The 12,915-nt window shown below is 45.2% G+C and carries 10 protein-coding genes; 5 read left to right on the forward strand and 5 right to left on the reverse strand.

Annotation, left to right across the window (positions count from 1 at the left end; genetic code table 11):
• Positions 1-11 precede the first annotated feature (11 nt).
• The 3 genes from ACO0KW_RS00900 (at position 12) to ACO0KW_RS00910 (ending at position 2,850) form a co-directional block, all read left to right on the forward strand.
• Positions 12-1,556, forward strand: a complete 1,545-nt coding sequence (locus ACO0KW_RS00900; RefSeq protein WP_423049736.1) for an ATP-binding protein — start codon at positions 12-14, stop codon at positions 1,554-1,556.
• On the forward strand, positions 1,556-2,260 hold the full coding sequence (locus ACO0KW_RS00905) for a response regulator (RefSeq protein WP_423051915.1): 705 nt from the start codon (positions 1,556-1,558) through the stop codon (positions 2,258-2,260). The genes ACO0KW_RS00900 and ACO0KW_RS00905 overlap by 1 nt, the downstream gene beginning before the upstream one ends.
• 326 nt (positions 2,261-2,586) lie before the next feature.
• A complete protein-coding gene (locus ACO0KW_RS00910) occupies positions 2,587-2,850 on the forward strand; it encodes a hypothetical protein (RefSeq protein ID WP_186943473.1) in 264 nt (87 codons plus the stop codon).
• Between the two features lie 250 nt (positions 2,851-3,100).
• On the opposite strand, the gene ACO0KW_RS00915 is transcribed toward ACO0KW_RS00910, so the two are convergent.
• A complete protein-coding gene (locus ACO0KW_RS00915) occupies positions 3,101-3,991 on the reverse strand; it encodes a hypothetical protein (RefSeq protein WP_423049739.1) in 891 nt (296 codons plus the stop codon).
• A 413-nt stretch (positions 3,992-4,404) separates the two neighbouring features.
• On the opposite strand from ACO0KW_RS00915, the gene ACO0KW_RS00920 reads away from it, so the two are divergent.
• Positions 4,405-4,677, forward strand: coding sequence for a hypothetical protein (locus tag ACO0KW_RS00920; RefSeq protein WP_423049741.1), 273 nt, complete (start codon positions 4,405-4,407; stop codon positions 4,675-4,677).
• Positions 4,678-4,742: 65 nt separating this feature from the next.
• On the opposite strand, the gene ACO0KW_RS00925 is transcribed toward ACO0KW_RS00920, so the two are convergent.
• On the reverse strand, positions 4,743-6,494 hold the full coding sequence (locus tag ACO0KW_RS00925; protein ID WP_423049743.1) for a GspE/PulE family protein: 1,752 nt from the start codon (positions 6,492-6,494) through the stop codon (positions 4,743-4,745).
• A gap of 361 nt (positions 6,495-6,855) precedes the next feature.
• On the opposite strand from ACO0KW_RS00925, the gene ACO0KW_RS00930 reads away from it, so the two are divergent.
• Complete coding sequence (locus ACO0KW_RS00930; RefSeq protein ID WP_423049745.1) at positions 6,856-7,128, forward strand: hypothetical protein; 273 nt, start codon at positions 6,856-6,858, stop codon at positions 7,126-7,128.
• Between the two features lie 144 nt (positions 7,129-7,272).
• On the opposite strand, the gene ACO0KW_RS00935 is transcribed toward ACO0KW_RS00930, so the two are convergent.
• From ACO0KW_RS00935 to ACO0KW_RS00945, 3 genes are all read right to left on the reverse strand, one after another.
• A complete protein-coding gene (locus ACO0KW_RS00935; protein ID WP_423049747.1) occupies positions 7,273-8,580 on the reverse strand; it encodes an NAD(P)/FAD-dependent oxidoreductase in 1,308 nt (435 codons plus the stop codon).
• Positions 8,581-8,767: 187 nt separating this feature from the next.
• Positions 8,768-11,887, reverse strand: a complete 3,120-nt coding sequence (locus tag ACO0KW_RS00940; protein WP_423049749.1) for an EAL domain-containing protein — start codon at positions 11,885-11,887, stop codon at positions 8,768-8,770.
• Positions 11,888-12,469: 582 nt separating this feature from the next.
• Entirely contained in the window at positions 12,470-12,859 is a 390-nt protein-coding gene (locus tag ACO0KW_RS00945) for a YXWGXW repeat-containing protein (RefSeq protein ID WP_423049751.1), read from the reverse strand.
• Positions 12,860-12,915: the final 56 nt, after the last annotated feature.

Here is a 12,915-nt window from a genome sequence, read left to right on the forward strand (position 1 = left end):
CGACCAAGCTCATGCGTCTAAGTATTTCTAAAAAAATATCCCTGTCGCTGATACTCGTATTAGTACTGAGTATTGCGACGATGGCATGGTTAACTAGCCGGAGTTTGCAAGCGGGTTTCAATACTTATCTGAAAGAAAAACAACTCATTGATCTCAATAAAGTAGCACTCGTGTTGGCGCGTTATTACAGCGAGCATGGTGATTTCAGCAATTTACGCCACAATCCACGCGTAGTACGACCTTTGATTGATGGCGCACTCGGACGCGTGCCCGATCCCCTCCAGCGTGATTCGCGGGCAGAACCTGAGCCTGATGATGAAGCTCCGCCGGCCTTAAATTCTCTTCGCCAAAATCAAGAGCGACGACCGGCACTCCGGCCGCCACCGCCTGGTACAGTAAGAAGTCCACCACCAGAGCGCGCGGGAGAAGCACGTCCTCGAGCAGGAATCTTAGATCTGGGGCCGCGCTTATCGCTGATTGATGAGAATGGCGAAGCGGTATTTGGCCCTTTGCGTCAAGGCCAGGCAACGTTGCAGCAAGCTGTTATTGAGGATGGGAAAACTGTGGGAATTGTGCTGGCGCCAGTGCCCGAGTTTGGCTTTGAAAAAACCACGCTGGAGTTTATTCGCAATCAGATGAGTCACATCGTCATACTGGCCTTGGCACTTATCCTCATCGCAGCATTTGTCAGTATCTGGTTAGGCAAACATCTCGTGCGGCCGATCGCCAGCTTGCGCAAGACGACGCAACAGATTGCAAGTGGGCATTTGCATGCACGGGCTGAAATTGTTAATCAAGATGAAATCGGCGATCTGGCACAGCATATCAATGCGATGGCGAAGCATCTCGAACAGAATGAGTTAAAACGCAAAAAAATCATGGCGGATCTGTCGCACGAATTACGTACACCTTTGACGGTGATGCGCGCCGAAGTCGAGGCCATGATTGACGGCGTGCGGGCCTTAAATATTGAATCGGTGCGATCCTTAGAGACTGAAATCCGACATTTAAACAAACTGGTCGATGACCTGCACCAACTCGCATTGGCCGATGCTGGCGATCTGCGTTTTCACTTTGAACTAATTGATGTGAGAGACTTGCTACAACAACTAGGATCACGCTTCCAAGCGCGTATGTTGCAAGCTCAATTGAGTTTGCATGTCGATGCACCAGATCTGCCAGTGCAATTGCACGCAGACAGCAGCAGGCTAACGCAAGTGATAGAAAATTTGCTGGAAAATAGTTTGCGATATACCGACGCCGGTGGCCGGGTTTTGCTACGTTTAAGCGTGGAGCCAGGGATCGTCAGAATTTGTATCGAAGACAGCGCACCAGGATTAGCCGAAGGCATGCATCATAAAATGTTTGACAGGCTTTATCGGGAAGATCAGGCACGGTCTCGAGTCAAAGGCGGCAGTGGCTTAGGGCTCGCGATCTGTCGTAGTCTGATACTCGCTCATCGTGGTGAAATACAAGCAAGTGCTTCTGCATTAGGTGGCGTGAAAGTCACGATCTTGCTACCTTCGAGCGAAACAAAACCGGAGAGCTCATCATGATGCCGACAGCCTCGATTTTAGTGGTCGAAGATGATCACAAAATTGCGCAGGTGTTAATCGACTATTTACAGGCAAGTGGATATCAGACGGCACATTGCGACGACGGCACCCTGGCTCTGCAGCGATTGCGCAGCGAAGCGTTTGATTTGCTGCTATTGGATCGCATGTTGCCAGGGATGGATGGTGTGGCACTATGCGTCGCCTTGCGTCAATTCTCTACGATGCCTGTGATTATGCTGACCGCCATGATAGAAGAAGACGATAAACTTGATGGTCTGGAAGCGGGCGCTGATGATTACGTTTGCAAGCCGTTTAGTCCGCGCGAGGTGATGGCCAGAGTCAAGGCACAATTACGACGCAGTGTATTGTCAGCTTATCCAGAAACTAGTTCGCCCTTGTTCGACATCAATGTGGGCAATATGAGCATCACTCTACAAGGACAAGTATTGGCATTGACCCCGGTTGAATATAGGTTGCTAGCCGAATTAATCAAACACCCGAGTCGCGTCTATAGCCGCCAGCAGTTGTTGAATGTCGCCAGCGAAGACTACCGCGATAGTGGCGATCGTACTATCGACGCCCACATCAAAAATATCCGCAAGAAAATCGGTAGTATTAAATCGACAGGAACTATCGCGTTTGCCGATTGCCTGCAATCGGTTTATGGCGTTGGCTATCGTTTCGAGCTGCCAGTCAGCTATTAGTCAGCTATTAGTCAGCTATTAATCCCGTGCTAGTCACGGACTTAATGTGCACTAAGTCCGCACTAAATACGCACTAAAAGCCTCCAGAATAAGCGCTGCCTTCATCGCGTTTTCTCACTATAGCCAATATTCGTTCAGCTTAGCGCTGCAGCTTAAACGCGCTTTTTGCAGCTTAATCCCGCACTTTTCGCGTTTCGTCGCATGCCCATAGCACTTGACTTAGGGCTCGATTACAGTACAGCCATCGAATCACAATTCGATAAAGAAAACAAACAAAACGCAGTACTTAATCACTCGTCATTTAAAACACTTTTTAGGAGAACATCATGAAAACAATTACCGCCACAGCCATCGTTTCTGCAGTTTCTGCATGTGTTACATCGTTGATTTTTGTTGGTATCGTCAACGTCGCTACGACAACACAAGTTGAAGCTTCACCGGTGCCAGTACAAACAGTGACAGTCCGCCATGCCCGCATGACCGAGGCAGAAAAGCTCGCTTATGACCAAGAAACATCGATGATGCAAACGGTCGTGATCAGCGCTAAACGATTAACACCAGCGCAAAAAGCAGCAATGGCAGATGAATAAGAACCGAGAGAAATCATTGACCATTGGTTCCTAGTCACTTTGTTCATACTGCTCATGCGGCAAGTTGCATGCTAAGTTGAATAAAAAAAAGAGTTCGAGTGCCGACTCTTGAAGAAGTAAAAAGCAGTTAGATAAATCCGCCTACGCTATTTCTAGCGTGGCAATGACGAGAAATTAGCAAAGTAAAATCTCTTCAGGCACTCATTTCTTCTTTGTATCCGTCGTTACTTCATTCTCCCTAAGCAGTGTGCTAATGGTTCTTACGCCAACCACTATCTAGCCAATCGTACATCATCAAACTGTAGTTGATCCCTAACATCAGTGTTTTTTGCGTCGCAGGTAAATCTCCGTTTAACCATATTTTGGGTGTCGCGCCATCAAATGACGTGGCTGCAATGGTTTGATTTCTTTGCTGTACCTGCAATCCAGAAAATTGTTGAGGGCCGAAAGTCATTGTTCTCCATTCACCATTCACCAAATAACTGCTTTCCTTGACTAATTCAAATCGTATGTCGTTGGATGTCTGCAGATCCTGCTCTTGCAATTGAATTTGTGGCGTCGCTCCATCCGCATTGCTCGCAGTATTAACCGTTAGGCGCCACTGCCTATTATTTTGTTGAAGTTCACAGGCCAGATAGCTATTTAAGCGTTGTCGAAATTCGGTCGTACTTGAGCGTTGATTGCCTGAAAATCGAACGACATCTAAATGATCTGCTAGTGCCACGCGGCGACAGCGCACTCGCATTTCTGCCTGTTTGTCGGAATTGATGACGAATCCAAAGTCTTGCTCGCTATGGAATAGGTAGCGATGACGTGTTTGTCGTCGCATATCAAGTAGGTCAAGAAATAGCAGACGTAAAAATTTATCCTTGATTTCAAATCCATCGAGCAGGCCACCAGACTCGGAAAACCAAAGTTCGGTTTTGTCGGTCTTCGCCCAAGCCGTTTCAGTGCTATGAATTTCGTAGCCTTGCAAATGTTGCTGATAAACAGAATCACTAAGGCGCCAGTTTGGACGTTTGATTTCTAGTCGCTCTGCAGTGTTGAGAAAGTCTTTATGTAGGGGAATGGATTGATTTTGCACCGACTGACAGCCACCAAGACAGATGGCAAAAAAAATGACAATGTTTTTTAAACGCATAATGAAAATTTTTTCGGTTGGAATAGACCTACGAGCGTAGGTTAGCTCTGAGTGCAGAATTATTGTTGATAACGATGTGAGTCTTTATGTTTTTAAATAAAGGTCGCACATGGCTAGCTTAAAGTCCCGCCTAATAAGACCTTTGCCAAATAAAATTCTCGGGAGGAAGTTTTGGATGAATGTTTATTGTCGTAGCCAGGGGCTGTAAGCAAACGTGTTTTTAAATCGCTCCATCTCATTTTTTTGTACTTGATTCCCACCATTGTGCATTTCGTCGCATGGTGCTCGCACTTGACTAAGCGCTTCGATAAAGTACACACATCGAAAGGCAAAACAGGTTTTAGATTGAATCTCAATTGCCAGATAGTGCGAAAAAATACTCATTAAAATGAACAAATTCTAGGAGAAAAACCATGAAAACAATTACTGCAACTGCCATCGTTTCTGCAGCTTCCGCATGCTTAACTTCTTTGATTTTTGTTGGCATCGTCAACGTCGCAACAACTGCTGAAGTCGGTGCAACAGTCACACCAGTTCAATCGATCACTGTCACTGCTAAACGCATGAGCGATGAAGATAAATTAGCCTACGATTTAGAGATGGCACAAATGGTCGTGACACAAGTGGTTGAAGTGCACGGAAAAAGGTTGACTGCCGCAGAAAAAGCGAAAATGGCAACGGAATAATTCACTAAGTTAACGATGCTTACCTCGCTTGAGCAACAATACTTATTGAAAAATTCCGGCTCCTATTACATACAAGCGCGATAGACCTCTGCTATCGAAGTAAGTTTGAGTCTGGCCTGATTGATGCCGTTCACGGATAAAGGCGTCATACCATTGGCGATCGCTAACTTACTGACCTGATCAGATGACATGCCCGGTTGAATCAAGTCCCGTATCTCTTCATTGATCAGAAGTAATTCATAGACCGCCAGTCGCCCCGCAAAACCGGTGCCATGACATTCATCGCAGCCTTTGCCTTGATAGAAAACTTCGTCCGCTTTTAAATTCAAATTTTTACGCATCATCGGCGATATCTCTTCTTCCGCAAGACAATACGGACAGTTTTTTCTGACCAAACGTTGAGCCAAAATACCGATTACTGCGGATCGTATCATGTACGATTCCACGCCAATTTCCATTAAGCGTACGATACTGCTGACAGCGTCATTCGTATGCAAGGTGCTGAATACCAGATGCCCTGTCAGTGCGCTTTCTACCGCAATTTTGCAAGTCTCACTATCACGCATCTCACCGATCATGATGACGTCAGGATCGTGCCGCAAGATATGTCGGAGCGCCTGTGGGAAACTGAAATTTATCGTTGGAATTAATTGGATTTGTCGCGTCGTCGGCAAATCATATTCAATTGGGTCCTCAACCGTGACGATATTTAGATTTTGTTTAACGATCTCTTGTAGTGCAGCATAGAGTGTCGTCGTTTTGCCTGAGCCCGTAGGCCCAGTGACCAGCACGATTCCATGTGAACGATTCAGTAAATCTTGAAAGCGCGCTTCGTCTATGCTCTCAAAGCCAATTTGTGAAATTGTTCTGAGTCCCTGATTTTTATTCAAAATCCTGATCACGATACTTTCGCCATATTGCACTGGAATGATGGATATCCTGAGATCGATTTTGTTTTGATCTTGCCGAAAAGTGATACGACCATCCTGTGGTAAACGGCGTTCAGCAATATTCAGACGAGATAAGATTTTGATACGACCAACGACAGCTGGTAACACCGTCTTTGGGTATTCTCGAATTTTGATCATCGAACCATCAATTCGGTAGAGTAAATCAAAATGTTTCCCCTCTGGTCGTATGTGGATGTCTGAGGCATTTCTTTGAATCGCTGTTTTCAGAATGGCATCGACCAACTTGACAATAGGTTGTTGCTTCGCCATAAATTCGGCGTCTTTGAGTTCCTGGCTGTCTTGCTCTTGTGACTCGATGGACCGTTCAAATTGATTTAATTCCTCGCTATCATTTTGCTGAAGATAGTTATCATTGATCGCCTGAACGATGTCTTTGGGGGCGGCAATGACGTTAATGATGGTCTTTTGTGTGATGAATCGTAATATTTCTATCACTTCAGGACTGAGCAATTTTCCTGAGGCAATGACCAAGCCATCATCATGTAGCATTAATGGGATGACTTGATAGCGCCTGGCCACATCGTCTGGCAGCAATACTAAAGTTTGTGGGTCGACATTAAAGACGGACAGATTGACAAGAGGAACTTCCAATTGCGCTAGTAATGCAGTCTCTAAATCCTGCTGGTTAATGGCTCCGAGTTCAACCAAGATCTCGCCTAATTTTTTACCGTCGGCAGAACGTGCCAGATGGAGCGCTTTGCGCAATACATCCGGGCTGATAACCTCTTCGTTAAGTAAAAATTGGCCTATGAGTGGATGCTCGGCATCGGGAGGTACCTCCAATAATTGCTCTAATTCTAACGCGTGGTGAGCAACGGGCTGATGATGGGTATGTTTGTTATTCATAGTGTTCACTTCGCGTCGATGAAGAGGATGATCGTTTTCAGAGAGTTCATGAAATTTATTCTAGCACTACGATTCAGACGTTTTTTGTTTCAGATCAAGCTTGGTTCGGGTATTGAGACTGCGGTGTCAGTATCGGCTGTCTAGGCCAACATAGCAACGAACTAAAATAAACTGGAAACATTCATTAGTTCCGCCTTTTCATCAGTTAGTCCCTGAGTTCAGGCGTTTCATCGCATAGCGTTCGCTATTGACTAGAGGCTCCGATAAAGTACACACATCGAAAGGCAAGACGAAACATTAAAGAGTTTGCAGTTCGACCAAATTTGCAAGAAAAATCCACTCACTCTTTAGGAGAATTATCATGAAAACATTAACTGCGACAGCCATCGTTTCTGCCGTGTCTGCTTGCCTCACTTCCTTGATATTCGTCGGCGTTGTAAACGTCGCCACAACAACTGATGTTGGGGCTGCTGTGGCACCTGTGCAAACTGTCACCATCAGTGCAAAACGTATGAGCGATGAAGATAAATTGGCTTACGACTTAGAGATGGCACAAATGGTCGTGACACAAGTGATTGAGATCCATGCCAAGCGTTTAAGCGCAGCGGAAAAAGCGGCAATGGTTGCGGAATAATCGGCTATCGATGTCTGACAGTTGAGAACTAATAAGCGAATGACAGCGCTTGAGAAAAAGATTCTAAATTGAATCAACACCGATTCAACGCCGATTTAAATTAATGGCGTAAATTGTTTGACGCACCTGAGACTGTTGAATTGCTCATTCACGCATCCAGTCACGAAGTTCGTAGTACCAATAGGCGCATTGCGCAGCCAGCAGACCTAGCGAGCCAAAGGTCGGTGGCAAACCATAGTGTTCTAAGCCAGCGGGCAGAACTTGATTGTTGCAGATAGCAGTCGCGACAAGTTCACCCGCCACGGTGGTCGGCGCTACACCATGACCACCAAATCCCATTGCATACCATACGCCATTCGGCAAACAGCCGATCTGTGGCATTTTGTGTTGCGCATAACTCATGAGACCGCTCCAGGCGAACTCGACTTTCGTCTTTGCTAATTGCGGATAAACTTTGCGCATGTCAGCGGCCAACAGTTTTGCTACTTCATGCGCTTGGCGATCTCGAATCGAGATGCGTCCGCCCCATAAAAGACGGGTGTCGGCGAGAGGGCGATAATAGTCAAACGCAAAGCGCGTATCGTAGACGGCAGGGCTTTCACAACCGGTAGAAAATACGTTTTGTAAGCGGTCACCCAGCGCTTCAGTTGTCATTACATAAGTGGCAATAGGCAACACTGCGCGCGCCAATTGCGGATAGAATTTTTCGATGTAACCGCCACAGCAAACGACGACTTTTTTTGCGCGGACTGTGGCTTGTTGCGTACGAATTATTTTTTCTGCGGTGTCTGTTTCAATCGATGTCACGCGAGTTTTAGTGAAAATTTGTACGCCTTGTTGCACTAACACACGCGCTTTTCCATGGGCATATTTGAGTGGGTGAAAATGAAAAGCATTCTTTTCATGCAGTGCTCCAAAGTAGCGTTGAGTACGCAAATGCTCGCGAGTTTTTGTTACCGACCAGGCATCCCATTCGACATCGAATTCGCACATCATCAAATCGCGTTGTTTTTGTAAGATAGTCGGGTCGTTGAACCAGTTCGCCAGCAACACGCCGTGGGTGTTGATATCACAGTCAATGGCATATTGATCGATACGCCGACGGATTAAATCGACTGCATCGAGACTGAGTTGATACAGTTGCCGGGCAGATGTCGACCCAACTTGCTGCAGTAAATCGCGATTATCTAAACTATAGCCACCAAAGACAAATCCGCCATTTCGTCCAGATGCGCCGTGTCCGATATCCTCTGCCTCTAATACGACGATGTTGTGGATGCCACGTTCGACCAAACCTCGCGCAGTTGCCAAGCCAGCAAAGCCAGCGCCAATAATGCAGACTTCACAATCGACATTTTGGTTTAGTGTTGGGTAGTGGTTTGTGACCGCAGTCGCCTGATAGTATGTGCTATATGTGCTAGATATGTTGTTAGTGAGGATAGGTTTTGACATAGAGAGCTAAACGGAAAATGGCAAAAGAGGCGAAGGAAATGAGTTTTACTCTGAAATTTTTCCATACTGAAAACCTAATTTATTAACGCGATTTATTCGTTGTTTACCTAAGTTTTCAAGTTCGCATTTTGAGAACCAAGGTGGACCTGCATGCATGTGTGAAACCATCAAGTTCTTACGCCGGTTTTTAATGTGCGTCGATTGCCGAAGTTGCGGTGATGAACTCGATTAGTTGAGCGGCTGGTACTGGCCTGGAAAATAGGTAACCTTGAGCAAAATCGCATCCCATTTTTTTCAGTAGTTGGTGTTGCTCCTCAGTTTCTACACCTTCAGCAATCACTTGAATACCTAACTTGTGCGCCATCACGATGATAGCTTCACACAGCGCATATTCAGACGAATGCAAAGAGAGATTCTGGGTAAATGATTGATCAATTTTTAAATAATCAACATCGAATTTTTTCAAATAGGACAGTGAAGAATAGCCAGTCCCAAAATCGTCAATAGCCACCTGAATTTTTGCGTCCCGATATTGCAATAGACTCTGAGTGACGCGGATATCATTGTTAATCAAAATTCCCTCAGTAATTTCAATGACAATATTGTCACCATCAATACCGGAATCAAGGATTTGATCCAGCCATTGCTGTTGATCCCCGCGTTCAACTAAAAACTGTACTGGGGACTTATTCACGCTAATTTGAAATTTTCTTTTTGAAAGTGACTGACAAATTTTTACCTGCTCTATGGCTTGCGAAAATACCCAATTGCCGATCTGATGTATCGTGCCAGTATCTTCTGCGATAGGAATAAAACTCGCTGGTGAAATAAACCCTAGCTCGGGATGTTGCCAGCGTATTAATGCCTCAGCTTTGTAGGTCTGACCATTGCTAAGATCGATAATCGGTTGGTAGTAAACCAGGAATTGATTTTGTCTTAAGGCGTGGCGCAAGTCGTTTGCCAAACGCATTCGGTGCGTAGCATCTTCTTGCATGGTTTTGGTGAAGAAGCGAAAGCATTGACGACCATTATCTTTGGCCGAATACATCGCCTGATCCGCTTGCTGGGTGAGTTCAATAACGCTCTGTGCATCATTCGGGTACAGGGCGATGCCGATGCTGGCGGAGACGTAAGACTCAACCCCTGAAATAGTAAAAGGTTGAGATAATTGAGCAATAATTTTTTCCGCGAGTTTACCAACGTCGACCGTGTCATGTACATCAGTCAGTATGACAGTGAATTCATCACCACCAATCCGTGCCACGGTGTCATAGACCCTTACCGAAGACTTGATGCGTGTCGCTGCCTGAATTAGTAGCTGATCACCGACGTGGTGCCCGAGGGTGTCATTGACCTCTTTAAATCTGTCTAGATCAATAAAGAGAAGGGCGACTGTTTCGTGCTCACGCTGTGCTTTCTTGATATTCTCTTCAACGCGGTCATAAAACAAGCGGCGATTGGGAAGTTTGGTTAAGGAGTCGTAATTTGCTTCAGTCCAAATTTTTTCTTCCGCATTTTTCATCGCAGAAATATCGGTATGGGTGCCCACCATTCTCAGAGATTGACCAGCTTCATTGACACTAACCACCATTCCCCGTCCAAAAATCCACTTATATTTACCATCCGCACAGCGCATCCTATATTCCGCCGAAAATTGGCTAGATTGCCCATTTCTATAATTTTCTATTTCAGCCAATAAATGAGAGCGATCTTCAGGGTGAATGAGAGAGAAAAGCTCATTATAGTTTTCTTCGAAACTATGTTCGGGGTAGCCCAACATGCTCAAATAGGTTTTTGAAAACTGTCCTTTCTTCGTGATGAGATTGATGTCCCATACACCATCGCCAGCACCTTCCAATGCAAATTGCCAGCGCATTTCGGCTTCTTTGCGCTCAGTAATATCATTAAAGTTGACGATAATTTGGTGCAACTGATGCTGTTCATCATGCTCCAAAAACGCACTCACCTGTGCCCAGAGTATTTCATGTGTGTCAGGATGGCGAATTCCCAGCACCATTTCTGAGAAGGATTTTTTTGTAGTTAGTGCTCGCTGAACCGGATATTGATCCGGATGCATCCTTTTCCCACTTTCATCGACAAAACACCAATTTGGGTCGATTGCCACTTTTCCGATGAGTTGATCTTCAGATAAACCAAGTAATTCAGAAGCACGCGAGTTGCTAAAAATAATACTCGTATCTGGTGCATGCACGACGATCGCAGTGTGTAATCTTTCTAAAATAGACCGGTGTTTTTTGTCGGAGTCTTTGAGTAGCTGATGTTTATGTGAAAGTTGTTCAGCGCTGTCTTTCAATGTAAGAATCGCGTCATCATATTGTCGCCACGCTAAGTCAATTTTCCGTGTTAAATATAAAAGTGTGATAGCGAATACGACAAGGATCAGGCTAACAACCCCGACATGCTTTTCCCAAGCTTTGAGTGCGACATCAGTGGCCAAGCCAATATTGGCGATATAGTTATACTTATCACTACGTTGATAAGAATAGATACGCGTGATGGCATCAGAGCTCGTAGCATCGCTGGTATAAGTGCCGCGATTTGGATTTAATTTCAGCGTGTTTTTGAATGGATTTGAAATTGAAGTGCTGCCAATGGGAATGGTGTTGTTGCGATCAAATGTTGTACGTGCAATCAGAGTCAAATTTTGATCTCGCAGAGCGATTGAACTACCTTCTCCTATATGAATTTTTCTAAAAATATCTTCGATTTCTTCAGCATAAACCGAGGCATAAACGATGCCAGCGAATGTGCCATCACCACGGTTGATACGGCGAGCAAAAGGCCAAACCCATTTTTGCGCCACTTTTGCAAATACTGGCTGACTGACTATCAGTTGAGCTTGAGGGTCGTTGACTAAAAGCTGAAAAAAAGTGCGGTCATTGAGGTTGGTCGGTTTATCTCTATTTTCTACGCCGTAAACTATATTGCCTTTTTCGTCGGTGATACGGATAAAAGCAAGATGAGGAACACGTTTTGCCTGCCGTAGTAAAAGCTTGTTGATATTGTCTGCATCTATAGCATCGGCGGCTTGCTGTCTGCTCACTTCATCCACTACCGATTGCAGCGCAATATCAATGGTATCGATCATGCCATCGAAAGTTTGCACCAAAGAACTGGCGAGATTTTCAGAGGAGAGTTGAACTTGTTTTTGAGCTTCTTGCCTTAAGTAAAGTAGAGTCAGGGAAGCACTGGTGATGAAAAATAGAATGACAAAGCAAACGCCACCATATAACAGTGCGCGTTTATTACCGATAGTCAGTTGGCCAAAACTGTTAGTTATGCTCATTTTGATTGAATGATTGGTAATGATTGACTGCGCAATCTGAACAGGCGTTAAAGATGCATTGAGGAATGTGAATCAAATTTTCCGCTCAATCTTCAGCGATATTAGGGAAATTATCCAGCTTAATTTGTTTCCTCCAGTAAATTAAGCGACAATTTTCATATTTTAGACAAGAAAAGAATTTATCAGGTTCTTCTGAAAAAATCACCATGCGGCCAGCCACAATGGCACAGGTGCGGTTCAAATAGGATCTTGCATTGCGAGAGAGTGAAAATCGTGAGATGGGGCCCAGCTCGGATTGCGTCGATGACCTTGACGATGAAAATGCCGCAGAAGTGCTTTCTTGCGTATTTAGCTTGTCGCGCTCAAATCATCTCGGTGTCGGATAAGAAGACGGAGAGTGCCTAGAAACCTACGAGCTCGGTGCAGGGACATGCAGCAATGTTGAAAATTTTTGCAGAGCACGAAGAGAGCTTGTAAGAATTGGGTGTAACAGATGTGAGACGAGCCCAATAGAGACGAGTCGGGGCGATCAGCGTGGATTCAATCCGGCGGGAAACGCCGGATTTTTATTTGGGTATGGATTTAATGATGATTCGGATCATTCGGATACCTGTCATTGCGGTTTCTTCTGTCTTGGCGATCATGATCAGATTGACCCTGTCTCCACTTGCCGCGATGCATCGTCCATTGATTGCCCTGTTGTTCCCAATACGGCTGTTGATATTGATAGCCGCGTTGATTTCGGAGCCAATGTCCTTTGACCCAGCTATGCCGACGTCCGCGCCATTCCCAATGACCTTCGGTCCAAGTGTATCCTTGGCGCGCCTTGGGCATATATTCCATTCTAGGTGCGGGAGGTCCAAAACGTATTGAGACTCCTAGATCTTGTGCAGAAACCGCAGGGCTAGAGAAGCTGAAAATGCTGCCAACGATGAGTGTGCAACAAGTGCGTATGAGGATTTGGGTGTACATGGTGTATTTCCTTTTTTTGGGCGAAGAAAGTAGTGTCGGTTGACACTACTTTATCT

It is taken from the genome of Undibacterium sp. Ji22W (genome assembly GCF_049340305.1).
Classification (GTDB): domain Bacteria; phylum Pseudomonadota; class Gammaproteobacteria; order Burkholderiales; family Burkholderiaceae_D; genus Undibacterium.

Bases quoted from the DNA above. Each gene is read 5' to 3' on its own strand.
- ACO0KW_RS00900 (WP_423049736.1), top strand. From the start codon at position 12: ATGCGTCTAAGTATTTCTAAAAAAATATCCCTGTCGCTGATACTCGTA.
- ACO0KW_RS00905 (WP_423051915.1), top strand. From the start codon at position 1,556: ATGCCGACAGCCTCGATTTTAGTGGTCGAAGATGATCACAAAATTGCG.
- ACO0KW_RS00910 (WP_186943473.1), top strand. From the start codon at position 2,587: ATGAAAACAATTACCGCCACAGCCATCGTTTCTGCAGTTTCTGCATGT.
- ACO0KW_RS00915 (WP_423049739.1), bottom strand. From the start codon at position 3,991: ATGCGTTTAAAAAACATTGTCATTTTTTTTGCCATCTGTCTTGGTGGC.
- ACO0KW_RS00920 (WP_423049741.1), top strand. From the start codon at position 4,405: ATGAAAACAATTACTGCAACTGCCATCGTTTCTGCAGCTTCCGCATGC.
- ACO0KW_RS00925 (WP_423049743.1), bottom strand. From the start codon at position 6,494: ATGAATAACAAACATACCCATCATCAGCCCGTTGCTCACCACGCGTTA.
- ACO0KW_RS00930 (WP_423049745.1), top strand. From the start codon at position 6,856: ATGAAAACATTAACTGCGACAGCCATCGTTTCTGCCGTGTCTGCTTGC.
- ACO0KW_RS00935 (WP_423049747.1), bottom strand. From the start codon at position 8,580: ATGTCAAAACCTATCCTCACTAACAACATATCTAGCACATATAGCACA.
- ACO0KW_RS00940 (WP_423049749.1), bottom strand. From the start codon at position 11,887: ATGAGCATAACTAACAGTTTTGGCCAACTGACTATCGGTAATAAACGC.
- ACO0KW_RS00945 (WP_423049751.1), bottom strand. From the start codon at position 12,859: ATGTACACCCAAATCCTCATACGCACTTGTTGCACACTCATCGTTGGC.